The 23,753-nt window shown below is 70.0% G+C and carries 25 protein-coding genes and 1 pseudogene; 17 read left to right on the forward strand and 9 right to left on the reverse strand.

Annotation, left to right across the window (positions count from 1 at the left end; translation table 11 throughout):
- Positions 1-108 precede the first annotated feature (108 nt).
- A pseudogene (locus ACFWWQ_RS14650) lies at positions 109-844 on the reverse strand (IS5 family transposase).
- Positions 845-1,228: 384 nt separating this feature from the next.
- Between ACFWWQ_RS14650 and ACFWWQ_RS14655 the strand changes: the two are divergent.
- The 11 genes from ACFWWQ_RS14655 (at position 1,229) to ACFWWQ_RS14705 (ending at position 10,182) form a co-directional block, all read left to right on the forward strand.
- Positions 1,229-2,047: a hypothetical protein gene (locus tag ACFWWQ_RS14655; RefSeq protein WP_384595548.1), complete on the forward strand. Its 819-nt coding sequence runs from the start codon at positions 1,229-1,231 to the stop codon at positions 2,045-2,047.
- A gap of 256 nt (positions 2,048-2,303) precedes the next feature.
- The gene (locus ACFWWQ_RS14660) at positions 2,304-2,957 is read left to right on the forward strand and encodes an HAD-IA family hydrolase (RefSeq protein WP_384595551.1); all 654 of its coding nucleotides are present in this window, start codon (positions 2,304-2,306) and stop codon (positions 2,955-2,957) included.
- 89 nt (positions 2,958-3,046) lie between these two features.
- The gene (locus ACFWWQ_RS14665) at positions 3,047-4,249 is read left to right on the forward strand and encodes a helix-turn-helix domain-containing protein (protein ID WP_384595554.1); all 1,203 of its coding nucleotides are present in this window, start codon (positions 3,047-3,049) and stop codon (positions 4,247-4,249) included.
- A gap of 194 nt (positions 4,250-4,443) precedes the next feature.
- On the forward strand, positions 4,444-4,890 hold the full coding sequence (locus ACFWWQ_RS14670; protein WP_384595557.1) for a hypothetical protein: 447 nt from the start codon (positions 4,444-4,446) through the stop codon (positions 4,888-4,890).
- Positions 4,887-5,081, forward strand: coding sequence for a hypothetical protein (locus ACFWWQ_RS14675; RefSeq protein ID WP_384595560.1), 195 nt, complete (start codon positions 4,887-4,889; stop codon positions 5,079-5,081). Before ACFWWQ_RS14670 ends, ACFWWQ_RS14675 begins: the two co-directional genes overlap by 4 nt.
- 65 nt (positions 5,082-5,146) lie before the next feature.
- Positions 5,147-6,034: a glycosyltransferase family 8 protein gene (locus ACFWWQ_RS14680; protein ID WP_384595563.1), complete on the forward strand. Its 888-nt coding sequence runs from the start codon at positions 5,147-5,149 to the stop codon at positions 6,032-6,034.
- Positions 6,031-6,909 carry a phosphotransferase gene (locus ACFWWQ_RS14685; RefSeq protein ID WP_384595566.1) on the forward strand — a complete coding sequence of 293 codons (879 nt, stop codon included), beginning with the start codon at positions 6,031-6,033 and terminating at the stop codon, positions 6,907-6,909. Before ACFWWQ_RS14680 ends, ACFWWQ_RS14685 begins: the two co-directional genes overlap by 4 nt.
- Positions 6,909-7,640 (forward strand): glycosyltransferase, encoded by a 732-nt coding sequence (locus ACFWWQ_RS14690; RefSeq protein WP_384595569.1) that lies wholly within the window; start codon positions 6,909-6,911, stop codon positions 7,638-7,640. Before ACFWWQ_RS14685 ends, ACFWWQ_RS14690 begins: the two co-directional genes overlap by 1 nt.
- Positions 7,637-8,536, forward strand: coding sequence for a PIG-L deacetylase family protein (locus tag ACFWWQ_RS14695; RefSeq protein ID WP_384595572.1), 900 nt, complete (start codon positions 7,637-7,639; stop codon positions 8,534-8,536). Before ACFWWQ_RS14690 ends, ACFWWQ_RS14695 begins: the two co-directional genes overlap by 4 nt.
- Entirely contained in the window at positions 8,530-9,144 is a 615-nt protein-coding gene (locus tag ACFWWQ_RS14700) for a hypothetical protein (protein ID WP_384595575.1), read from the forward strand. The genes ACFWWQ_RS14695 and ACFWWQ_RS14700 overlap by 7 nt, the downstream gene beginning before the upstream one ends.
- A gap of 6 nt (positions 9,145-9,150) precedes the next feature.
- A complete protein-coding gene (locus ACFWWQ_RS14705; RefSeq protein ID WP_384595578.1) occupies positions 9,151-10,182 on the forward strand; it encodes a glycosyltransferase in 1,032 nt (343 codons plus the stop codon).
- Here the strand turns inward: ACFWWQ_RS14705 and ACFWWQ_RS14710 are convergent.
- The 6 genes from ACFWWQ_RS14710 to ACFWWQ_RS14735 all read right to left on the reverse strand — a co-directional run bounded on the left by ACFWWQ_RS14710 (position 10,179) and on the right by ACFWWQ_RS14735 (position 16,816).
- Complete coding sequence (locus tag ACFWWQ_RS14710) at positions 10,179-11,225, reverse strand: phosphotransferase (RefSeq protein ID WP_384595581.1); 1,047 nt, start codon at positions 11,223-11,225, stop codon at positions 10,179-10,181. The two genes, ACFWWQ_RS14705 and ACFWWQ_RS14710, sit on opposite strands and share 4 nt — an antisense overlap.
- A 135-nt stretch (positions 11,226-11,360) precedes the next feature.
- Entirely contained in the window at positions 11,361-13,067 is a 1,707-nt protein-coding gene (locus ACFWWQ_RS14715) for a mobilization protein (RefSeq protein ID WP_384595584.1), read from the reverse strand.
- Positions 13,068-13,071: 4 nt separating this feature from the next.
- Positions 13,072-13,470, reverse strand: coding sequence for a plasmid mobilization protein (locus ACFWWQ_RS14720; protein WP_384595587.1), 399 nt, complete (start codon positions 13,468-13,470; stop codon positions 13,072-13,074).
- A gap of 393 nt (positions 13,471-13,863) precedes the next feature.
- Positions 13,864-14,706, reverse strand: a complete 843-nt coding sequence (locus ACFWWQ_RS14725) for a DUF2637 domain-containing protein (protein WP_384595590.1) — start codon at positions 14,704-14,706, stop codon at positions 13,864-13,866.
- Between the two features lie 377 nt (positions 14,707-15,083).
- Positions 15,084-16,361: a DUF3631 domain-containing protein gene (locus tag ACFWWQ_RS14730; protein WP_384595593.1), complete on the reverse strand. Its 1,278-nt coding sequence runs from the start codon at positions 16,359-16,361 to the stop codon at positions 15,084-15,086.
- A 224-nt stretch (positions 16,362-16,585) separates the two neighbouring features.
- The gene (locus ACFWWQ_RS14735) at positions 16,586-16,816 is read right to left on the reverse strand and encodes a hypothetical protein (protein WP_384595596.1); all 231 of its coding nucleotides are present in this window, start codon (positions 16,814-16,816) and stop codon (positions 16,586-16,588) included.
- Positions 16,817-16,911: 95 nt separating this feature from the next.
- On the opposite strand from ACFWWQ_RS14735, the gene ACFWWQ_RS14740 reads away from it, so the two are divergent.
- Together ACFWWQ_RS14740 and xerC are read left to right on the forward strand one after the other, a co-directional pair.
- Positions 16,912-17,607, forward strand: a complete 696-nt coding sequence (locus tag ACFWWQ_RS14740; protein ID WP_384595599.1) for a helix-turn-helix domain-containing protein — start codon at positions 16,912-16,914, stop codon at positions 17,605-17,607.
- Positions 17,604-19,265: a tyrosine recombinase XerC gene (gene xerC, locus ACFWWQ_RS14745; RefSeq protein WP_384595602.1), complete on the forward strand. Its 1,662-nt coding sequence runs from the start codon at positions 17,604-17,606 to the stop codon at positions 19,263-19,265. The genes ACFWWQ_RS14740 and xerC overlap by 4 nt, the downstream gene beginning before the upstream one ends.
- A 301-nt stretch (positions 19,266-19,566) precedes the next feature.
- On the opposite strand, the gene ACFWWQ_RS14750 is transcribed toward xerC, so the two are convergent.
- Both ACFWWQ_RS14750 and ACFWWQ_RS14755 read right to left on the reverse strand, forming a co-directional pair.
- Entirely contained in the window at positions 19,567-20,115 is a 549-nt protein-coding gene (locus ACFWWQ_RS14750; protein ID WP_384595605.1) for a UTRA domain-containing protein, read from the reverse strand.
- A 12-nt stretch (positions 20,116-20,127) separates the two neighbouring features.
- Entirely contained in the window at positions 20,128-20,904 is a 777-nt protein-coding gene (locus tag ACFWWQ_RS14755; RefSeq protein ID WP_384595608.1) for a GntR family transcriptional regulator, read from the reverse strand.
- Between the two features lie 643 nt (positions 20,905-21,547).
- Here ACFWWQ_RS14755 and ACFWWQ_RS14760 point away from each other — a divergent pair.
- The 4 genes from ACFWWQ_RS14760 to ACFWWQ_RS14775 form a co-directional block, all read left to right on the forward strand.
- On the forward strand, positions 21,548-22,006 hold the full coding sequence (locus ACFWWQ_RS14760) for a protein kilB (protein WP_384595611.1): 459 nt from the start codon (positions 21,548-21,550) through the stop codon (positions 22,004-22,006).
- A gap of 80 nt (positions 22,007-22,086) precedes the next feature.
- Positions 22,087-22,350: a DUF6284 family protein gene (locus ACFWWQ_RS14765; protein WP_384595614.1), complete on the forward strand. Its 264-nt coding sequence runs from the start codon at positions 22,087-22,089 to the stop codon at positions 22,348-22,350.
- Positions 22,347-22,652: a hypothetical protein gene (locus ACFWWQ_RS14770; RefSeq protein ID WP_384595617.1), complete on the forward strand. Its 306-nt coding sequence runs from the start codon at positions 22,347-22,349 to the stop codon at positions 22,650-22,652. Before ACFWWQ_RS14765 ends, ACFWWQ_RS14770 begins: the two co-directional genes overlap by 4 nt.
- The coding region (locus ACFWWQ_RS14775) for a hypothetical protein (protein ID WP_384595620.1) at positions 22,649-23,753 on the forward strand (1,105 nt) is incomplete at its 3' end. The genes ACFWWQ_RS14770 and ACFWWQ_RS14775, both read left to right, overlap by 4 nt.

Consider the following 23,753-nt stretch of genomic DNA (forward strand, 5'->3'; position numbering starts at 1 on the left):
CGCCACGACGTGCACACAGTCCGCAAAACAGCTGCCAAACCGAAAACGACGAAGTCCACGACTCCTCGCCCACGCCGCACAGGTTAAAGATCAAGCTAAGACGTCGTTTCACTTGGTGAGTCGGCGGTAGTTGATCAGGCTGGTGGCTATGGGGGTGAAGGCGAGGAAGTGCTCGGGCTTGCGCTCGTAGCGTCGGTGCGACCGGCGGCAGTCGGAGAGCCAGGACATGGTGCGTTCGACCACCCAGCGGTGTCGCCCCAGTCGCGGCGAGGACTCTCTCCCGCAGCAGGCTATGCGAGGCGTTATGCCGCACGCTCGGAGCCATCGGCGTTGGTGCTCGTAGTCGTAGCCCTTGTCACCGTGCAGCTTGTCCGGGCGCCTTTGGCGCGGTCCGCGGCGGCTGCGGACGGGCGGGATGGAGCGCACCAGCGGCTGCAGGGCCAAGCTGTCGTGGGTGTTGGCGCCGGAGATCCCGACTGCGAGGGGCAGGTCGTTGCGGTCGATGATGAGGTGGATTTTCGAGCCGTTCTTACCGCGATCGGTCGGATTCCGTCCCGCTCCGAGGTCGTCGAGGACGACGCGGTGCAGACGGGCCCAGACGCGGGTCTTAGACCACTGGGCGAAGCGGCGGTAGGCGGTGGGCCAGGTCGGCCTGAACACCGGCGGCAACTGCCGCCAGGAGCAACCTGAAATGGCGACGAAGGTGATCGCTGCCAGGCACTCACGGTCCCCAGCTCGCCGGCGCCCGCCGCCCTGCGGGCGGAATGATCGGCTTCTCCGGCACCGTCCGTCGGAACAGCTCCCATAACTCCTCAGGCACCATCCGCTCAACAAGACTCGTCATGCCCAGCACAACGACCCATAGCCCCAAAGGAAATGACGTCTAAGCGGTAGTCGTGCGTAGCTCCCCTCCCGGATGGATGGGTAATCGCAGGTGTTGGCGGGCGTCTCGAAACTGCAGGCTGGATCATAGGGGCAATTCGCGCCAGATTCTGCTCATGCAAAGTGGTGAGTGGACGGCACCTCACCTGCGTTGGGGCGTGGACGAGGTGCAGGATCTCCACATCTGCTGGACACGCGAGTGTTCAGGGCTGCACGATCACCTCTCATGGACAGCGTGGCCGAGCCCGACAGTCGTGAGACCACCTCTTCTCGAGCGCGCGGGTGGCTTCTTGAGGGATCCGTCGCGCTGGGGTCCTTCGCTCTGTTGTGGGGCACAGGATGGGTCGTGAACAGCGGCAGGGCACTGCCAGAGATCGTCCAAGGGATCGTCGGTCTCCTCGGTGTCGGGTTCAGCGTTACCGGCATGGGTTGGTTCGTTCGTCGCAGATTGGCCGCTGACGCGGACCGCTTCGCGGACGGACGTGAGCGCGTACGCGAAGCGGAACAAGGACTCGAACGTGCGCTGCAGCCACACCTCGTCACCGATGGTCTGGTGGTGCAGGGCTCAGTGCACGGCGGCGTGATCATCCACTACCCAGGCACGGACGGCTCCGGCGAGACCTCGGACCCAGAGTCAGCCGGTCGGGGGGAGGGCGAGGCCGTCACTGGAGTGGCAAGCGTCCCCGCTGCCGAAAGGAAGACGAGGCTCCCGCTTTCCGAACTCTGGGCCGTGACTCACCGGCGTCTCGACCATTATCACGAGATTGCCCTGCGCCAGGCTTCGCGTTCGTTCCGCAATGCCCAGATTGCCATGGGGCTCGGCTTCGTCCTTCTTGTTGCCTTTGTCTTCATGGCGCTGCGTGCCAGTACGACGGCGGGAAGTGTGGTGGCTGGAGGGTTGGGAGCCGTCGCGGCCACGCTGGCCGGGTATGTCAGTCGGACGTTCATCCGCTCCCAGGAAACCGCGGCGGGGCATTTGAGGGCATATTTCGATCAGCCCTTGGAGTTCTCTCGCTACCTCGCTGCAGAACGGCTCATCGCCGAAGCTGAATTGAGCGAGGGACAGCGCGGCGAAATGCTGGCCACACTAATCGAAGCAATGGTAGTAGCGGGAGACCCGAAGTCTGCGGCAAAAGATGCAGCCTCGGAGGCCCCCACCGCTTGAAGAAGCTCACAACGCCTAGCTTCAGGGCTGCAACCGTAGTGTGGAGGCCGGTGAGGCATTTGCCGTCCTCGCAGCGTAGTTGGGCGAGGCGACGGGCCGCCAGCCTCGGTAGGTCGGTAGGCAGGTCTCGGCGGTGCGGCCGAGGACGATGCTGGGGGCGAGGATGGACAGCTCGTGAGGTGCCAGATGAGGGTGGCGGTCTGGTGGGCGCGGTAGCGTCGCCGAGAGAACACGTCAGGGAAGGAACGATCACCGGATGCCGCACAGGACTGATGTTGCCGGCAGGCGCGGCCTGATCCTCGACTTCGCCGGGGTGCTCACGGCCAGTCCTCTCGCCGTCCACCGCGAGTGGTGCGTGTCGGAAGGGCTTGCTCCGGGAGCCTGGCGTAGCACTCTCAACGATCATCCTGAGGGCCGGCGTCTGTACGAGGCTCTGGAGATCGGGGGGATCGGGCAGGCCGAGTGGAACGAGGGCACGGCCCCACTCTTGGGTGCGCATGTGGATCCGGTGAACCTGATGGGGCGGGCCTGGGCCGGGGTGCCTGCGGCCCGGCGCATGGTCGCGCTCGCGCGTGCCGCGCGTGCCGCCGGTCATCGTCTCGCCCTGCTGTCCAACAGCTTTGGCCTCGACCCGTTCAACCCGTACGAACACGTCGGAATCTGGGACCTGTTCGACGTCCATGTCGTCTCCGAGCTGGTCAGGATGGCCAAGCCCGATCCGGCGATCTACGAACTCGCCCTGGAGCGGATCGGACTACCCGCCGAGCGGTGCGTGTTCGTGGACGATCACGCGGTGAACCTTCCGCCGGCGGCCGATCTGGGCATCACCACGGTCCATGCCACGGACGAGGACGCGGCCGTGGCCGAGCTGGAGGCCCTCCTCGGTGTCACGGCGGTGCTCGCCGCGTGAGTCCAACTGCGTTCTGAGGAAAGGCTGTCAGACCCGGCGCTCTTGCCAGTACTGTCCGTGTGGGGCCCATCACGCGGAGGTTCTGGAGCATGCAGTGGTCGGAGTACACCACCTCTGAGCGCTTGAAGGCGCTGCGCGGCGGCATGACACAGGAGCAGTTGGCGGAGGCGGCCGGCGTGTCCGTCGGCGTGGTCCGCAAGCTCGAACGTGGCGGAACGGCTTCCCTGCCGTCCCTGCTGTCGATTGCCGACGCGCTCGGTACGGACATCGCCGTGCTCCTCGGCCAGCAGGCGCCACGGCGTTCCATGGACCGCGATGAGCGAGCCGCGTTGCGCCTGGTCTCCGCAGCCACCCATGACGCAGCTATCGGCATCCCCGCCGAGGTCGAGCCGGGCACCGTCGAAGAGCTCCGCGCCGTCGTCCGTCGTGCGGACGCCGCGTACTGGGGAGGCCGGTACACCGAGCTCGGCACTCTCCTGGGGCGGCTCCTTCCCGAGGCGCGGGCCAGGTTCGACGCGGCCGGTCTCGATGAGCGGGAAGCCGCTGCCGGCGTTTTGACCGACACCTTTCAGACGGCGGGCATGGCCGCCAATGTGCTCGGATCACGAGATCTGGCGTATGCGGCGCTGACGTACGGCCGCCAGATTGCCGTGCAGGGCGGGGATGACCTCCGTGATGCGCACCTCGCCGCCACCACCGCGTGGGTCAATCTCCGCGACGGCCGTACGAAGCAGGGGTTCCTCCTCGCCGCGGCCCAGGCCGACCGGATCGAGCCCAAGATGAGCGAGCACGACCCGGATCGGCTCAGCGTCTACGGCCAGCTCGTCACGAACGCCGCTGTCGCCGCCTCCCGGGGTGGCGCGCACGCCGACAACGCTCGCGAGTACCTCTCCCAGGCCCATGCCGTTGCTGCCCGGATCGGGGACGAGCACGCTCGCGGCTCGCACGCCCAGCCGTACGGGCCGATGTACGCCGCCACGCAGGCCGTGAGCATCGCCGTGGCCCTTGGCGATACGGCCGGCGCGCTGCGGCTCATGGACACCGTCCGCCTGGACGACACGGTTCCCCTGGCCACACGGGCCCGTTACGGCCTGGACGTCGCCCTCACCCAGGTCGAATGCCGACGGTGGGATGCCGCCGCCGACACCCTCCAGGCCGTCTGCGAGATGGCCCCGGGATGGGTGCGCCACCAGATGCTTCCCGGCGTCATCATCAGCAGACTCGCCGGTGTGTCCGTCAACCGACTGCGAGGACTGGCGAACTCCGCGGGCATACCTCTCGGAGTGCGTTGACCTACGAGCCGAAGTACCACGGCCCGTAGTAGGTACGAGCGCGTCATCAGCGCGACCGCTACGGGGCGTGGCACACCCTCGGGCGGCCCTGCTTCCGCTGCCACGGGGCGTGGCGGTCCGACCGGATACAGAGCCTCCCCACTGCGACGGGCCGTGCCTGGGCACGAACTCCGCAGCCCAGCAGCCTTGTGGGCATGCCGAACAACCCGCCCGGCGGACTCGGGCACGTACCCGTCGCCGTCTACTCCTGCGCCACCACCTCCACCGCCCTCGGCGAGAGCGAGGAGCGTGGCCGCTACTACGCCGACGCCCGGCACTGGCATGTCGCCGGCGTCTGGTCCGACCCCGACCCGGCGCTGCCGCTCATGGAGCGGCCGGGTTGGCAGGCCGTCACGGCCGCCCTGTCCGCCGGGATGATCCGGGGCGTCGTCGTCAGCAGCCCGACACATGTAGCTGCTGATGCCGCCCAGTTCGCGGCTCTCGGCGTTCTCCTCCGCGACCGGGGAGGGTTCCTCGCGGGCGCGCCCAACGGCACACCGGCCCGTCGAACCCCCGGCCAGGCCCGGAGCCGTCGCGACCTCGCGGACGCGGCCTCCGGCTGGTTCACGCAGCCGGACACGCACGAGGAGGCCGGCTTGTGAGCGCCCGGCGGGCCTGGATCGGCGACTTCGTCCGGGACGGCGACGGACGGCGAGCGGTCGTCACCGACGTCCGCGCCAACGGCACCGTGTGGGTGCTGAGGCCACCGACCGGGGGCGGGTCCCACTGGGAGACCGACGCCCCCGACAGTCTCGAAATCCTCGCCCGCTCCGAAGCCCGGGACAGCCGGTGAGTGCCCGCGCTCACCGCCGAGCCCTCCGTCCCGTCCGTGCACCACGCCCGAAAGGCGAAATCCCCGTGTACGCGTTCGGCCTCTGTATCGACCAGCACTACCTTGTCCCCGGCCTCACCGCCCTTGCCGGCTTGGCCGACAGCCTCACCCCGGCTGCCCGCCGCGACGCCGCCGTACGGGTGCTCACCCTCGACCTCACCGGCGCGCATGCCCTCCTCCTCTCCGACTTCGCCAAGCGGGCCGGCTTCGGCTGTTTCGACCTGCGCCGTTGCTCGCCGCTGCGGTCCTCGCGGATGGCGGATGCCTCGTACATCACCGTCACCACCTACCTCCGGTTCGAGTTCACGTCGGGCTTTGTCCGCAGGCCCTACCTGATCTACGTGGATGCGGACGTCCTCGTCCGGGGCGACCTCACCGCCCCGTTGGGGTACCTCGGGCCGGATGAGACCGGCGCCGTGCGTGACGAGTTCAACCCGGCCGTCGGCGAGTGCCCGGCGCTGCCCGGAGCCGCCGAGCACTGGCCTCATTTGCGCGGTCGCCCGTACTTCAACGCGGGCGTGCTCTGGACCCACACCGACCACATGCCCCGCATCCGACGAGGCGTCGAGCAGGCCCTGATCCACGCCCGGCGCCACATCCTCCACAACGACCAGGACGCCCTGAACCTGTGGCTTCTGCGATCCGGCCGAGTCCGCCCGGTGGCCGGCGGCTTCAACCGGTTCGAGGTCGGCCGATTCCTTGAGCGCGGGAACTGGGTACGCCGGGTCGTCACGCGGTCGCCGAAGCCTGATCCGGCCGCCGCCCTCGTGCACTTCGTCGGTCCTGAGAAGCCGTGGCAGGCCGACTGCCCCGTCACGGAGGAAGTCGCCGAATACCGAAGGCACCTGGAAAGGACCATGCGTCACGTGCGGCGTCTGGGTGCCGTCGGCGTGGAACCGGCGGGTGTGCGGTGACCGCGGGGGTACCGCCCGCTGTCTCGCGCGCCGCCCTCGCGATGACCGGCGTACCGGCCCGCACCGCCCACCGCCTGTCCGTCCGTACGCGCACCGTCGTCTACCGGGTGGGCCTGGCCGACGGACGCGGTGTCGTGATCAAGCTGTACGCGGCGACCGCACGCCGCAACGCGATCACGGAGAGCGCGGCCATCCGGACCGTGGCCGACCACGTTCCCGTACCGGCCCTCATCGGATACGGCCCCGTTCCGGGTCACGAGGCGACCGCTCTCGTCACCGCCGACCTCGGTCCGCTCACCCTCGGCAACGCCGTCCGCTCCGGCCGGATCTCCGACGAGCGAGCTCTGAAAGACCTGGCCGGCCTGCTCGGCCGCCTGCACCGGGCGCTCGTCCGGCCATGGGCCCCGCGCCGGCCGCTCCACGAACAAGTCACCTCACTGGGCCGCCGCTGTCCGCCCAGCAGTCTCGACCGCATCGCGCCCGCCCTGGCCGCCATCGCCGACGCCGCCCACACGGCGCCCGTGTGGTGCCATGGCGACCTGCACGGCGACAACGTCGTGATCGCCGGCCCCCGAGCCGTCCGTCACCTGGTCGACTTCACCGACGCCGCAGCCGGTCCCCGCGAATCCGACGTCGCCCAGACCCTCGTCATGACCGACGCCCTCTCGGCCCTCAGGGCCCGCACGGTCACCGGCGCCTACCCCCTTGCCCTCGATCGTCACCTGCTGGCGGCCTGGGCCGTCTTCCACACCCTTCGCTCCTGGGCGCATTCCTCCGCCGGCGACGACCGCGGCTTGTGGGCCCGCCGCTTGGACGACCTCAACCGGCGGACTCCGCACCTCTTCCGTACGCGCCACCCGGAAAGGACGCGCTGATGAGCAGCCCTGCCCTGTCGGTAGTGATCCCGGCTTTCAACGAGGCCGCCTATCTGCCCCGTTACCTGCCCTCTGTCCTGGCCTCCCTCGCCCGCTGGGAGGAGGTCACCGGCCGCACGGGCGAGGTGGTCGTCGTCGACAACGCGAGCACCGACGCCACCGCCGACATGGCCGCCTCCTTCGGTGTCCGCGTCGTCACCGAGGCCGTCCGCAACATCGGTCGTGTCCGCAATACCGGAGCGAGCGCCGCCCGCAGCGGACGCCTGTTCTTCACCGACGCCGACGTGGCGCTGCCCCTGGAGGCGGTCACCGCCGCTGCTGCCGCCATGGACGCCGGGGCCGTCGGCGGCGCCATCCCCCCGCTCTACACGCCCGAGCGGCTGGGCGCCCGCCTGCTGTGCGCGTACTGGGACCACTACCGAACCCGCCGCGGCGGAGCCCAAGGCGTCAACCACTTCTGCACCGCCGACGCCTTCCACCACATCGGTGGGTACCGGGACGACCTGTTCATGAGCGAGGACGTCGAGTTCTTCGCCCGACTCACCGCCCACGGCCAGGCCACCGACCGGCCCGTGACCATCCTCGACGAACTGCGCGTACGCCCGTCGACCCGTCGCTACGACCAGTGGTCGAGCCTCCGGATGCTCTGGTGGCAGAACCCCGTGACCGCCCGCCTGTGCCTTCGGTCATCCCGCATGTGGCGCCACTGGTACGAGACGACCGTGCGATGACGAAGGAGACCCCTGTGCAGCCCCAGCCCCTGGTCGACCTGCCGGTGCCGGACGGGCACGGCATCTACACCTTCCCCGACGACCTCCACCGCGCCCACTGGACGCACACCCAGCAGCTCGCCGACGACCACCGCGTCCTGGAGGTGACCGCACCCCACACTCGCGTCCCGTACTACATCGAGGCCCGCATCCCCGTCGGCCGTCAGGTTCTCGTCATCGAGCCCCACCACGACGACTTCGCCCTCTCCGCCTCGGGCACCTTCCTCGCCCACCCCCGACCGCTGACCGTCGTCACCGTCTTCACCCGCTCCCGGAGCGTGCACCCCGCCCTGGAGACCACGTACGCCGACATCGACACCGTGTCCGAGCTCCGCGACCGCGAGGGGGCCGCCGCGCTCGCACCGTTCGCCGCCCGCCGGTACCTCCTCGGCCACAAGGATGCCGAGCCCCCGTACCGTCCCTACGACCCGGAACTGCTCGACCAGGTCACCGAGGAGCTTCGCCGGATCGCCGTAGCCCACCCCGGCGCCGAACTCCTCGCGCCCGCCGCCGTCACCCGCCACCCCGACCACCTCCTCGTCCACGAGGCGGCCGTCCGCATCGGCTGCACCTGGTTCTGGGAGGACCTCGCCTTCTGGGCGACGTACGCGCTCGCCGGCTGCGACCAGCACCTGTTCCGTACGCGTACGGCGGCGACGATGCGGCCCGAGCTGGTCGACATCACCGACGTCGTGCTCGACAAGGTCACCATCCTGCGGATGCACGGCTCGCAGATGCACCCGGCCCGGAAGATGTACCGGCCGATCCGGCACGCCTTCACCACGGCGGCCGATCTCGTCGACGGAACCGGCCTCTACGCCGAGCGCTTCTACAGGACGGAGGCGCCGACATGCTGATCATCGCCCTGGAGGGGCCCTCCTACGCCGGTAAGTCCACGGCCATACGCCACCTCCGCCACACCGCCCTCGGCTCGCGGGCGTACGTCTCCGACTGCTACGTCGAGCACATCGCCCACCGGGACGACATCCCTCCGGCCCGCACCGACTCGGCGGCCGCTCAACTCGCCGCCTTCGAGAGGTTCATGGAAATCGAGGCCATCCGCGTTGCCGAGGCCACCGCGAGCGGCAGGCAGCTCGTCATCCTCGACCGCTCCGTGGACACCCTCCTCGCTCACGCGTACGCCCTGGACGCCCTGTTCGGGCATGGCGTCCACCACCAGCTCCGCCACCGGCTCAAGACCCTCCCGTTCCTGCGCCCCGACCACACCCTCTACCTCGACGTACCGGCGGAGACGCTCCACCTCCGCCGAAAGACTGCAGGCCACACTGCCGCCGAGTCCGAGTACTTCCTCCACGAGGCAGGCTTCCTCCGCCACGCCCGCGATTACTTCGTCCACACGCCCCGCCGACCCGTGACGCAAGAACTCACGGTCCTGGCCGCCGACGCGGGACCGGACGAAGTCACCCAAGCCGTGGAAGCCCTCGTCGGCTTCTGGGCGAGGTGACCGCCGATGCCCACCGCTCTCTTCGCCTGGCGCCGCACCCCGCCCCCGTTCCTCATCGGCGGCGCCGAGGTCACCCAGCAGCTCCTCGCCGAGGAACTCGCCGCCGCCGGCTGGCACGTCACCTACCTCGGTTCGCATGAGGCGCCCTGGGACGGAGCCACCCAGCTCCCCGACATGCGCGCCCACCTGGACAAGCATCGCGTCCCGTACGACGAAGAAGAGGGCGCCCTGCGCTACCGGTGGAGCGGGGTCGAGTGCACGGCGCTGGCGCAGGACAACGTGGGGCACGCACTCGACGGCCTCCTGGGCGGCCTCCACCCCGACATCGTGTTCACCTCGCAGGAAGGCTCGGCGCAGCTTGCCGCGCAGGCCCGACCGATCGCGCTCGTCGCCGGCCTCCTGCACTCCGTCTCCGCCACCGGCTTGGGGGTCCTCGCCGGCCGACCCCACTACGGCCTCGCCGTGTCGGATTTCGTCCGGGCACGTGCACCCCACACGCCTGGAACCCGGCTGGCCGTGATGTACCCGCCGTTCGCACTGCCCGGGGAGAGCTCGGGCGCGGCCCGCACCGCGTCCGTACTCATGATCAACCCCATCCCCGCCAAGGGATCCGAGCTACTGCGCCAGCTCATCCGTCTCATGCCGCGACAGCACTTCACCCTGGTCGAAGGCTGGTGGGACGCCTCAGCCGACTTCGCGTCCTATCCGAACGTCACGTACGTGCCCCGCGTCTACGACATGGAGTCGTTGTACCGCAGTCACCGACTGCTGCTGGTCCCGTCCACCGTGGAAGACGCCTTCCCCCGTGTGATCGTCGAGGCCGCCCTCCATGGTGTCCCGACCATCGGCACCGACAAGGGCGGCATCCCCGAAGCCATCGGCGGCGCCGGGATCGTCCTGCCTGCCACCGCCGGCCCCGAGGCGTGGGTGCGAGCGATCCGAGACCTCGACCACGAATCGCTGGGGGAGCAGGCTCGCACCGGAGCGGCGCGGTTCACCCGCCCGTGCCTGCCGGAGCTCCGGGAACTGGGGATCTAGAGAGCGCCGCCGAACGCCCGCTCCACCTCGTCGAGCCGCTCCGTCCACCAGTGAAGGAGCGCCTCGTCAGCGATGAACAGGTCGTCGCAGGAGCGGTCGTCCCGGTCGTAGTGGAATTCGAGCTGCCAGAAGTCCGTCATCCGCTTCCACCACAGGCGGCGCGCGGCATCGAGCAGCGCGGCCGGCTCCGACGGGACCACCGACCGGTAGCCGCTGACGAAGGCCGACACCCGCTCCAGGTCGAAGACGCCCTCCACCCCGAATTGCACCTGCGCCGTGCGGACGACCTCTTCCGCGTACGGGCGGACGTCCAGCCGGTCCCAGTCCAGGACGGCAACCAGTTCGCCCTCCGCCCAGAGGAGGTTCCGGTACTGGAAGTCACCGTGCGTCCAGCCATGCGGGCCCGTAGGGGTGTCTCCCTCGGGGCGCAGGTGGGCGTGCTTGTCGAGGAGGATCTTGCGTTCTTCGAGGGCAACGTCCGCAACTGCGTCGAAGCTGTCGCCCGCACCCCGGGCCGACACCACCCCGGCAAGCCGATCGGCCTTCTGGACGGCTCGGCCGACCTCCGTCACCTCAGCGGTGACCGAGGTCGGCACGGCTGGCATCCCGGCCTCATCGACCGCCCGGCCGAGTGCCGCATGGAGTCCCGCGAGGTGTGCACCGAGCTCGGACGTCTGTGCCAGCGACAGGTCGGTTCCGCGAACGTGCTCCCCGGCTGACCAGGGAAACAGGCAGTAGACACCACCGCGGATTTCGGCGATCACCTCACCGTTGACGGTGGAGACCGGGGCGCATACGGGGACTCCGTACGAAGCCAGGACAGGAAGGACCGCGAGGTTGCGACGCAATCGATCGAGCGGCACGTCCGTGACCCGCTTGAGGACGAACCTCCCGGCCCGGGTGTCCAGCCGCCAGTTCACGTTCATGAGGCCATCGGTCAGGTGCTGCCGATCCAGCACTTCGTCGATGTCGTACGCCCTGACCAGCTCGGCGAGATCAGCTGCGGGGATGTGCGTCCTGTCCGCCCCACTTGTGTTGGTCACCCGGGCGACGATACGAGAGTCGACCGCCCCGGCGCACAAGGATCACTGGACTGTGGGGTCGGTGCGCCTCGTGTCCGGGGTCTTGTTCATTCAGTGACGGCTGCAGCCTGTTCCGTTTCGGAACAGCTCGGCTGATCAACGCCGTCGCACATGCGGCTGCTGCTGTGCGGCGGCCGGTGTGGCCGCTGGCGGGTGGGGCGTGGTGGTGGGGAGCCGTGTGGCGCTGCGGGCCATGGCTGCCTGGGCGCGGGGGCCGGGTGTGTGGCGTTGGCCGAGGCGGTGGATGCGCCAGGTCAGGGTGCGGGTGGGGTTGCGTGCGTCGTCGAGGGTGCGGTGGCCGAGGGCCCGGTCGAGGAGGTTGCCCAGGTTGTGGCCGGCTGCTTCCGCGTCGGCGAGGACGGTGGCGAGGGCGTCCCAGGCAGGGTCCTGCAGGATCCGTTCGGCGTGCTCGGGGACGGCCTGCTGGAGGTGTCGGGCGTAGCGCTGCCTGGTCTGGACGCCGGGGGTGCGGTGGGCGAGGCCATCCAGGACCGGGACTGCGATGTGTGCGTGGGCGGTCCGGAGGTGGACGAGGGTCTGCTGGGCTGCCGCTTCCTGCTGGGCGTGCTGGTGGGTGCGGTGCCAGTGCCTCGCGAACGCCACGGCGATGAGGGCGGCGTCCAGGAGCATCGCCAGTCCGGCGCTGTCTCGTGCGGCGGCGGGGGTGCGCAGGATTGTCTGGACGCTGCGGCGCAGGACGTGGGCGCTGTCGAGGTCGGCGGTGATACGGGAGCGGGTGGCGCGCTCGAAGACGGCGGCGGCACGTTCGAGTGCGACCCTCGCCGCAGCTGGTGCGGTGAGGGGCAGCAGGTCGAGGGCTCCGCCGAGGGCGACGAGCTGGCCCTGGACGATGCGGTCGTCGCCGTGTGTGACGTGGTCGGGGATGCGTTCGGTGGCGGCGGTGGCCTGGTGCCAGGGGTCGGTCGGACGGACGGTTATGGGTTCGGGTCCGGTGGCGGTGAGGCGGTGGCGGATCTTGGGCAGGGAGAGATCGCCGGCGAGGGTGGAGCCGGAGAACCACACTCGCTTGCCCTCCTTGTTGAGGTCGCCGGGCAGGGCGACGCTGTAGCCGAGGATGTCGCCGGACGGGCCGGTCTTGGGGCGTACGTCGACGCCGGTCGCCTCCAGCAGCGCGAAGAACTCCGTCTCGCTGGAAGCGGCGGCCACCGCGCGGCGAACACGCCGGCGCAACATCTCGCGGGTCGTGATGTCCTGTCCTTGGCGCTTTGCCTTGAAGTGTTCCTTGCTGGTGGGGCGTTTGGCGGCGGTGCCGTCGCCGGGGTTGAGGCGGCGCAGGCCGAGGTCGGCTTCGATCTTTCGGGCTTCGCGTTGGACGGCGCGGATGTCGTGGTCGCGGCGGGGGCGGCGGCCGTCCTGGCGTACGAGGGTGGCGGCGATGTGGATGTGGTCGTCGGCATGGCGGACCGCCACCCAACGGCAGGCTTCCTCGTCGTCTTCTGGGGCGATGCCGGCGGCGGCCACGATGCGTCGGGCGATGTCCGCCCACTGGGCGTCGGTGAGGATCGGGTCCTCGGGAGCGGCCCGGACGGGGCAGTGCCACACCGTGGTCGCCGGGGCCTTGTCTCCGAGCACCTTCACGGGCTGGTCGAGCTGCGCGGTGAGCTGACCCTCGACGTCCCTGGGGTTGCGGTGGGGGCTGCGGCCGGGGTCGGGGGCGAAGCCGTTCCAGGACGCCACGAGGTGCGGGTCGGTGTGCACGTTGGCGCTCCCCGGGCCGTAGAGGTAGCCGATCAGACGGCGTGTGGCGCGCTCGCCCTTGCCGAGGATGATCTTCGGGATCATGCGTTCACCGTCCCGAAGTCACTTGGGAGACGGCCACGTCCACGTCGCCGATCGACGCCTCGACCCGGTCCAGCAGCCGCGCCACGATGTCCGGCGCGGGCCACGCGCCGTCCTTGTTGAGGTGCCAGGCGAGCTGGTTGAGGTTGCCGCCGATCTTGGCGAGCTGCCTATTTGCGGCCATCAGCGTCTTGACCATGGCGCGGTAGTCGGCGACCGCGGCAGAAGGGTCATCGGAGCGGGCAGCGGCGAGCGAGGTTTCGGCGACGTAGCCGCCGACAGGCATCCGGCTGAGGCTGGCGGCTGTCGCGAGGAGGGCGAACTCGTCGTCGCTGTAGCGCGGGTGTACGCGCTTCTCACGCAGCGTGGGCTCACGCAGACGACGACGAGGCGCAAGTGGCTGCATGGCCCCTCCCACGGGCGGCTCCCCCGGGCCGGCCGACTCCGGCGCCCCCTCGGCGCCGGACGCCTCCGCCTCCCCCGGGGCGGAGGCCGGGTAAGGACTCCTTACCCGACAACTTGCTCCGCCTGCGGTCGTCTTTCCGTCTGCCCGCCGCAAACGGCCCACCGCCCCAGGGGACTTCGTCAGGGGCTGTGGCTCGTCGAGGGGGTATTCGGCGTGGTGCGGGTCGTGGGTCATGGATGGTTCTCCGATAGAGAGGGGCGGGGCAGGCGGGCTGGTCGGTAAGCCCAGGTGGTGGCCACCCCATCCGCAGGTGTGGACATCCGGGCGGCGAAGGGGGCGGTGGCCGCTCGGCGGGGTGACCGGAAGGTTCCGGTCACCCACTGGGGGAAGCGGTCAGCCCCTATCGGGGTCAGGGTCTGCGGCGGCTTCGAGCTCGGGTCGGAGGATGTCCATCACCTCGGTAAGCCGTTTCCCGCTGACCGTCAGTCCCTTGTCCCGTATGGCCTTCCGGACGATGTCCCGGGTGACCTTGCCCTGCTCGGCGGCGGCGGTCCGGCCGATCTCCACGAGTTCCTCGACCGTGGCGCCAGCGGGGCGGCCCCCGCGCGGCTTGCTGTCCGATTCGCGGGGCTGAGGTTCCGGCGACTGGGCGAAACCGACGGCCGACGGCTCGGTGGCGTAGGCAGCCGCATCGGCCGCTGGCTCCGGCGCCGTTCCCACTCGGCCGGTCGGCCGGTCGACCAGCTGGTGGATCTGCCGCATCAGGACGCCGAAGGCCAGTAGCGCGGCGGTCGGTGGTACGGCGGCGACCACGTAGTCGAGTACGGGCTTCGCTCCGGGCGCGCCGGTTCCGTTGACCCCGGCGACGTTGAGCACGATGGAGCCGACCGACCCGACGGCCGTGAGGGCGATGGCCCACCCGTCGGTGACCCGTCGCAGGCCCGCGCGGAGCATCAGCAACTCCCCCGCGACGATGAACGCGTCCAGCGTCGCGGGCCAAGCCCATTGGCGTACGGGGGAGCTCTTGAGTCCGTGTTGTCCGGCGACCTCGGCGAGGTGCGCGTAGGAGAGCCAGAACCCGCCGGCGGTCAGGGCGACGATGACGGTTCCCGCCGCGACGAGCGCATACTGCTCGGCGAGCTTCGGGTCCATCACCGGCTGCCCTCCTGAGCGAGGGGCGCGGTATCCACCGGTCTCCTGATCGGTGTGGTGGGCGGGTGGCGCGAGGGTGGTCAAGCGAGGTTCTCCTGTGGTGGTGGCGTGGCCCGTCTTGGCCGTCTTGGCCGTTGAAACCGCAGGTCAGGGCAGGGACGGCAAAGGTGCCTGGGTTCCGTCTCGGCGGCGATGCCGACGTGTGATCGGCACCGCCGCCCTCGGGAGGCGGATGGGACGGCGAGGATCCGTCTCCCGTCTTGGCCGAAGCCCTGTGACCTGCGGTGATACGGCAGGGACGCCCAGGACGGCACGAGACGGATGCGGGAGGCGTCCTGGCGGGCAGCGCGCCGTTGGTGATCGCGTTGCCGTCTTGGCCCCGGCTGCCGTCTTGTCCGCACCCTGTCTGACCTGCGAGATCACGGCAGGGACGGCTGGGACGGCAACCGGTGGGGCGGGGCTCAGCCCGAGCTGGGTGCGGGGTCGGTGTCGACCGGGTGCACGGTGGGGCAGTAGCGGCGCCACGCATCGAGGAACTTGTTGCGCATGTAGCCCTTGCGCTGGGTGCCGTCGGCCATGCGGACGTTGCCGGGCCTGATACCGAACTCGCGCAGCATCCCGCTCAGGTCACGGGCGCCCAGCCCGTGCCGCCCCCACTCGGCCCACGGGCTCTCCGCGTCCTGGCGCAGCTGGTGGAGGAGGTCCTCAGTCGAGAGGCTGTCCACCTCGCGCTGGGCGACGAAGACCCGGCGGATGTCGGCGAGGATGCGCGCTCCGCCGGAGTGCTCCTCCTCGGCCGCCGCCTCGGCAGCGACCATCTGCGTACACGCCGCCCGCGCCAGACGTGGCCATTGCCCGGCAGCGAGGTCGGCGACGATCACCAGGGGCTCCCAGGTGTCGGCGGCGCGGTCCTCGACCGGCATGTCCGGCTCCAGGTCAGCGGCCTCGTCCAGCAGCGGCCGGGCCCACGCGGCGATGCGGTCACGCAGGTCGTGCAGGGCCGGGGTGTCGCGGCGGGATCGGAAGGGGCGGACGGTCTCGCCCTCGGCGCGGCGGCGCATGCGGATGACCACCGACCGGTCCATGATCGTGTCCGGCAGGTCGCCGATCCCCGCGATGGCCGCCATGGCGAAGGTCTCGAACTTGCGGGGCGTGTGGTCGTTGCCCACCACCCGTGTGACGTAGCGGTTGCGCTGGTGACCTGCGTTGAGCAGGCCGCGCACCTCCTCGTTCTTCTCCGCCATCTTCGGCGTACCGAAGATCGTGTCCGCCTCGTCCACCAGGAGCGTGGGCGGATCCTCCGTGATCGAGCGGAAGGTCGCCGCCGGGGTGGTGTTGATGGTGATCATCGGATCGTGCACCGTCTCGGTCAGCACGTCCAGCAGCCGCGACTTGCCGCAGCGCTTGGCCGGACCCACGATCGCCAGGCGCGGGGCGTGCTGCCACGCGGGCTGGAGGTGGGTGGCGACGACCCACAGCGTGACGGCGTCCAGCGCCTGCGGGGTGGGCAGGATCACGAACCGGGCTATCTGCGCACGCAGTTCGTCCAGCAACGCAGCGCCCTCGGTCGGCTCCGGATCCGTGGCCACCTCCTCGGCGACCTGCGCAGAGGCAGACTCTGCGCCCTCGGCCGTCGGGGCGTCCTCGGGCGTGTGGTGGTCGGGTCGGCCGGGCACTGCGACCGGGGGCCACGCAGCTTTGCCGGCTGCGGAATGGGGCTCGGGTGCCGTAGGTTGCACAGGGCAGCTCCTTACCGGTGACGTCGGGCATGCAGGCCCAGGTCACGCGGGTCGTTCGTGGAATGCGGGCAGCGGAGTGTGCTGAGCCTCCGGCGTTGGCCCGCCGGAGGCTTCTCGCGTCCTTGGCCGGAGCGAGCGACCACGGACAGTACGTCCACGCCCCGGCACAGTCCAGCGTTTCTGTGTCCGCTCAGCGCAGACATGCTTCCGCCGGTAGCGGCACCTCACGCCGCCAGGCCCAGCAGCTCCAGCAGATCCGCCGTCACCACGCGGTAGGCGTTGCCCAGTCGCAGCACCCGGCACGGGTACTGCCCCCGCTTCGCCAGCTCGTACCCCTTGCTCCGCCCCAGTCCCAGCGCCCGGTTCCCCGTCTCCAGGTCAACGGCTACAGGGAGGGCCAGCAGCTCCTCCTTGCTCATGCCGAGCGACTTGGTGGCCATCTCGTTCTCGCGCATACGTACTCCGTCCATGACTGAGCCCTCGGCGAACGCGACGATCACGTCCGGCTCCAGGCCATGAGAACCACTGTGACCAGAGCTAATGTGTCTCTATGACACAACACCGTTCGGACGATGGACATGAGAAGGAAGACGAGGGCGACTTCCTTGAGTGGGAGGACCACGTCATGGCCACCGTGGCCGGCGAGGTCCGCAGACGCCGGAAGGAGCTGAAGTGGAGCGCACAGGATGTGGCCGACAGGTGCGAGGAGATCGGCTACCCGATCCCCCGCAACGTCATCGCCAACATGGAGTCCGGCCGCCGCGCCGCCCTGCCCCTGGTCGAGATCATGGTCCTCGCGAAGGCTCTGCGCGTGTCCCCGATCAGCCTGATCTACCCCGTCGGCTACGTCACCGAAGTTCGCCAGCTCCCCTTCGAGGCCCCCCAATCGACCTGGGAAGCCCTGCAGTGGTTCGTCGGCGACTCACCTGCCGATGACGCCACCGACTACATGCTCGACCACTTCCAAGCCCACGACCTCGAACTCCGCTCGGCCCTGGCCGCCGTGGAGAGCGAGGACCACGAACGCTGGAAGGTGAAGACCGCCGCCAACCGCATCCAGCGGGAGGCAGCCGAGCGCGCCCTGGCCCGGTACGCCGACCAGGCCACCCAGGCGAAGTACGAGCTGCGCAGGCACCGCGACGCCATCCGCGAAGGCGGCGGCACCCCACCCCACCTGCCCTCTCCACTCGCCGACGTCGACCCACCCGAACCCGACACCGTCACCACCGAGGAGAACGCTCTTTGAAAGGCTCCACCCACCGCCGCTGCTACTGCCGCGACCCCAAGACCGGCAAACCACTCGGCAAGTCCTGCCCCAAGCTCACCAACCGCAAGCACGGCTCGTACTCCGTACGCCAAGAGCTCCCGCCCCGCGAGGACGGCACCCGCCGCTCCTTCAGCCGCGCCGGCTACGACACCCTCAAAGCCGCCCAGACCGACCTCGACCACATCCGCGCCCTCATAGGACTCGCCGACACCGACGCACCCGAAGACCTCGCGCGCATCGCCGAACTACTGGAGAAGGTGGCCGACGAGAAAGCCCCGCTGCCCGACATCGAAGCCACCCGGCGCCGCCTCAACCACGGACTAGACCTCACCAGCCGCCTCACCGTCGGAGAGTGGCTGGACACGTGGTTGGCGGGCAAGAAGGGGCGGCAGAGCGCCATCAGTCGGGACGAGAGCAACATCAGGGTGCACCTGAAGCCGCGGATCGGGTCTATCCGCCTGGACCGTCTTCGAGTCGCCCACCTGTCGGAGGTGTTCGAGGCCATCGCGGAGGCCAACGTCGAGATCGCCGAGGGGAACGCCGCCCGGCGCAAGGCGATCGAGGACCTGGCCCATGTCCCTTGGAAGGGGCGTGAGCATCGTGCCCGCCGCAAGACGATGAAGGCGGCCATCGCCGAGATGGAGCCCTACCGCCGCATCGTCGGCCCGGCCACGCGCCACCGTGTCCGCTCCACGCTGCGGGCCGCGCTGAATGCCGCGATCGCCCAGCAGCTCATCACCTTTAACCCGGCTGCCCACGTCGAGTTGGAGGCGGGTAAGCGGCCCAAGGCTCTCGTATGGACCGAGGAGCGCATCCTTCACTGGACGCGCACCGGCGAGAAGCCATCGCCGGTGATGGTCTGGACGCCGGGGCACACGGGCCTCTTCCTCGACCACGTCGCGGGGGACCGGCTGTACGCGCTGTTCCACCTGATCGCCTTCCGCGGGCTTCGCCGAGGCGAGGCGTGCGGGCAGAAGTGGACCGACACTAATCTGGACGCCGGTCTCCTCACCGTCGCCAAGCAACTCGTCGTGGATGGCTGGGAGGTCTACGAGGACGACCCCAAGACCGATGCCGGCGCGCGCACCATCGCGCTCGACTCCGACACGGTCCAGGCCCTCAAGCGACACCGCTCCCAGCAGGACAAGGACCGCGTCGAGTGGGGAAGCGCCTGGGTGGAGACCGGCCGCGTCTTCACCCGCGAGAACGGCGAGATGCTCCACCCGGCCAACGTCACCCGCCGGTTCATCGAGCTGTACGAGGAGATCGCCCTGCCGCCCGTCCGGCTTCACGACCTCCGCCATGGCGCGGCAACGCTGGCCCACGCGGCCGGTGCCGACCTGAAGGACATCCAGGAGATGCTCGGCCACTCCTCGATCACCATCACGGCCGACACGTACACGAGCCTGCTTCCCGAGGCGGATCTGGCGATCGCCGAGGCCGCCGCTCGGCTCGTGCCACGGGCCCGTGCCGTCTCCGAGGGCGCCGCTTCCGCGGAGGCGCCCAAGCCCGACAAGACGCAAAACCCCGTGCCGATTGATGCCGATCCGTCGGGCGATGTTCGGGAGATCAACTCCCCGTCCGCTCACGCATCGCTCACGCAAACGGCCCCGGACGAGATGCCCGAGGCCGAGTAGAGCCCCTTCCTGGGGGAGAAACCCCAGGTCAGAGCAGTAATGCGTGGTGCCCCCGGCAGGATTCGAACCTGCGACACCCGCTTTAGGAGTTCGATCAAGCGTTCCGACACGCTCCCCGCTCTCTCCCCTCGGCCGGAATCGCAGTGCACCACTGGCGCCATACGTACGGCAGTGTCCATCGATGTTGCCGTCAATGACTGCCGTCAGGGCGGGGCAGTCGTCAGCATTAGGTCATGCCCCCTCTTCGCACACATGACGGCGGCCCGCACAGATCCGTGCGGGCCGCCGTCGCGCGTGGGGCTCAGCTGATGGGCGGGCTGTAGCGCAGGACCCAGCCGGGGCTGGGGCGGTGGACCGTGACCTCGACGGCGCGACCGGCCTTGGTGTAGCCGGTGTGCGTGATCTGAAGCAGGTTCGTGCCAACCTCGACGCCGAATGCCTCTGCCTCCACCGAGGTGGCTTGGTACAGAGTGACCTCCTCGATCGCTTCGGTCTGCTCGAATCCGGCGTCGCGCATCCGGCTGATGATGCCACCGAGCCCGGGGTCAGGGCTCTCTACGCCGGCGGCCTCTGCTACGTCTACGGGCACGTACGAGTCCGCGAGCTGGACCAAGCGCTCGCCGTCGTACATGCGCCGGGCACGGATTACCGTCTGCCGAGAAGCCTCGACGTCGAGAAGGTCAGCCACTTGAGACGGAGCCGTGTCGCGACGGATCGCGGTTTCCACTCGGGGTGTCCCGCCCAACCGCTTGATCTCGGTCTCGAACGCGCCACGGCTTTCGCCAGCCTCCCGCCGCGCAGTGCGGTAGCGCTCGGTGGCGTCACGAACGATGGCGGTGTTGCTGTTCACTTCGGTTTCCTCTCAGACGGCGGGCTGGTCGATCGGCCACTCATAGCTGAGTGACCAGAGGGTGATGGGCATGACGTGGACACAGACTTCCACGGCCCTGCCGCTCTCGGTCAGGCCGACATGGGTGATCTCGTAGACCAGCCTGTCGGCCGAGATGCCAAGCGAGGCGGCTTCGTCCTTGCTCGGAGGTCGTACGTCGATGGACTCCCGGATTCGGGTCTGCTGGTAGCCCAGTTCGGCGAGACGCGATTTGCTCCCGCCATCCCCGGTGTCTTGCTGCTCCAACTGCGTCCCAAACGCCACCTCACCAGGGAAGTACGAGGTCGCCACCTGCACAACGGTGGCGTCGGCGCGCATAACCCGTGCCCTTACGAGGGCCTTCGCCGCGTGATGCATGCCAAGAAGCTGGGCAACCTGCTTCGGTGGCCGCTCTCGGCTGATCTCAGTCGTCGAGGTCGACTTCATCCCGAGCCGGGCGATCTCTGCTGCGAACGCGCCCCGGGCCCCGGCTTGCTCGCGGGCCGACTTGATGTAGCGGCCAGTTCCGTCCCGGTGAATCTTCCCGAGGATCGGAGACACGAAGGTTCCCTCGCCCCGGCGGGAGATGATCAGGCCCTCGTCTTCCAGTACTCGGTAGACGTCTCGTGCTGTCTGATAAGCGACGCCTTCGGAATCCTTGAGTTCCCGGACCTTGGGCAGCGCTGAACCGGGGGGATACGCCCCTTGCTGGATCTTCGCCCGAAGATCAGCAGCAAGCCGCTGAACCTTCGGCCCCTTGGTCTCCTCCACGTATGACTCCCTCGCTGTGTGACTCGTGAACCCCAGTCTCTCAGGACTAGTCCTAGAAGGATAGCTGGGATCGCCGTGCGACCGGCGAGCGAGCGTCGAGGACTTCTGAACTAGTTCTGTTGACACCCGCTCCGGGTCATGCCTTAATCGTCACAGCGCACCGCAGAACTAGTTCAGCGAAGCGTCAGGGAGGGCCTTCTTTGGGCTACTTCCACGCATAAGGCGGGGACGCTGCAATCCCGCTGAAGGCCAGGGGACAGGGCTTCGGCCCGACTGGCGAGGTGGCCCGGTGACCGCGAGCAACGGCCGGAGAGTGGGGACGCAGTCCCCCTTGCAGTGAAAGTCCCTGTCTTCCTCCAGAAGGGAGCCCTCGCTATGAGAGTTCGCCGATGTACCTAGGCGCTGCCGTCGCCTGACCAGCGCGGCAGTCACGTCATCGCGTCCCCGCCCGGGCCGCCTCCGGAGTTCTCCGTGAGGCGGCTCCGCGCGTTCACCGGAGTTCCCGCGGGCTATCCGCGGCCGGTTGCCTCCTCCGCCCGTCCGGGCGCCCCTCCGTGGGCGGCCGTACGGGCGGGGTTGCAGGGAGTCGGGATTCACCCTCCGCTCACCGCCTCACCGCCTCGCCGCCCGAAAGGGGCCCACCATGTTCAGCAGCATCGTCGCCGTCATCGGCACGCTCCTCGGCTCGATCACCGCCTACGCCCTTCAGCAGCGCGCCGCCCGCTCCGAGCGGGCCGAGGCCCGCGCCAGCGAGCGCCGCGCCTCTCAGCTCACCGCCGTCGCGGACCTGGTGGCCGCGCTGGCGGATCACCGCCGGGCGATGTGGATGTGTGAGGACATCGCGCTGACGTCCGGCACCGACACCGACGCCTACCGCGAGGCCCGCGCCGCCAGCCACGCCACCCGCGCCGCTCTCTCCACCCCGCTGACCACGCTGCGCCTGCTGGCCCCCGACCTGGCTGGCACCGCCGACGCTGCGGCCTGCGCCTCCTACGCCCTGCGCAACGCGGCCGACGCCGACACCCTGGCTGCCCGCCGCAACGCCGCCGTCGAGGCCGCCGACCGCCTGGCCGCCGACGCCGCGGCCCACCTCAACCGCTGACCTACCTGACCCCACACACAACGGCGCGGCCCGGTGCTGACACACCGGACCGCATGAGCCGTTCCGGAAGGGACCAACTCATGAACCACATCGCCATCCCCCTCGCCCCCGTTACGCCGCTCGCTCCGGATGGCGGTCCGTCGGCCGCCGACCTGGCGGCCATCGAGGCGGAAATGCCCGTCATCACGGCCGAGGTTGACCTCCTCGACGCTGAGATTGCTGTCCTCGACCGCGTCCCGTCGGAGCTGGACGAGCGCCGTGTGCGCCGTGCCCGTCGGCGGGTGCTGGCCGCCCGCCGTGCGCTGGCCGACCGCGCCGCGGCGCACGCCGGGGGTGCCGCATGACCACCACATCCCTGAGCGCGCAGGCTGCGGCGCTGGCGAGCGTGGAGTGGATGGCCGCCGCGTACCCGGGCCTGCCGGGCGCCTATCTCACCTCCCACAGCGTCGCGCCGGACGAGGTGAACGCGCTGGTCGACTGTCCCAGCCACTTCGAGGCGTGGCGCGAGGCGCTGGGCATCCCCACCGACGCGGTCACCGTGGACCACGTCGGTGACCGGGTGACGCTGGGGTTCTGCACGCTGCGCGACGGGGTGGGCTGGCGCGTGTTCTGCGTCAGCTACCTCGGTGCGGGGGGTGCGGGATGAGCCTGACCGATCGCCGTCAGGCGGCGCGGGACGACCGGGCCGCCGACGCCGAGCAGGACCGCCTGGACGCCGCTGCCCGCGAGGATCGACGGGCTCAGCGGCGGCAGGTGGAGGATGAGCGGGCGGCGCGTATGCGGGATCAGGCCCGCGTCGACAAGGCCGCCGACCGCGCTGCCCGCACCGAGCGTCGGCAGGAGCGGGCGGAGCGTCGGGCACAGTCGCTGACGCCGGAGCAGATCTACCGCACCGGCACCCTCGCCCTCGTCATCGCCTCCGGCCTCGCCTCCCTGCCCGCGCAGATCGGTCACTTCGTCGACATCTCGCCGATGCTGCTGCCCGTCCCGCTGGGCCTGGAGGGCACCGCGTGGGTGATGGCGGCGGGTGTCGCCTACGCCGACGCCCGCAACGCGCCCGTCTGGGTCCGCTGGCTGTTGCGGGCCCTCGTCGCCGCGGCCGCCGCCTTCGCCGCGTCCATCAACTACAGCTACGGACTGCACCTCGACGGCCTGGCGCCCGCCGACGCTCAGGCCGCCGGAGTCGGGTTGGCAGCCGTCACCCTCCTCGGGCCGCTGGTCTTCGAGATCCGCCAGTGGGTCTCCACCCTCGCCGCCCACGACGCCGACGCCCGCACCCGACGCCAGCACGCCGCCCGACGCCGTCGGCATCACCGTCGGGTAGGTCGGGTCGCCACCCGACTCCTGTCCGCCGCCCCGCACGACTCCCTCACCGAGTCGGAAGCATGGGAGCGGGCATGGACCATCGTCCGCGGCTGCAAGGAGCCGGGCATGACACCCCGACTGCACCGCCGGGCCAACAAGTCCGCCGCCAAGCTGGCCAACGCCCTCGCAGGCACCGCCAAGAATGCGGAGGAAGCACCGCAAGACGGGATGGAAGGGTCGGGGTCTGACCTGCAAGAGTCGGGTACACCGCGTCGCCGTTGGTTGCGTGTCCGGACCCGACTCGCCCGCCGTCCCCGGGCGCGGGGGGGGGGCGCCCCCCCCCCCCCCCCCCCCCCCCCCCACCCCCCGCCACCCCCCCACCCCGGCGCGGGGGCGTATAAACACCAGACACAGCCCCCCCCACACGCACAGTTTATGAGGG

The sequence above is a fragment of the Streptomyces sp. NPDC059080 genome (assembly GCF_042739975.1).
GTDB lineage: Bacteria > Actinomycetota > Actinomycetes > Streptomycetales > Streptomycetaceae > Streptomyces > Streptomyces benahoarensis.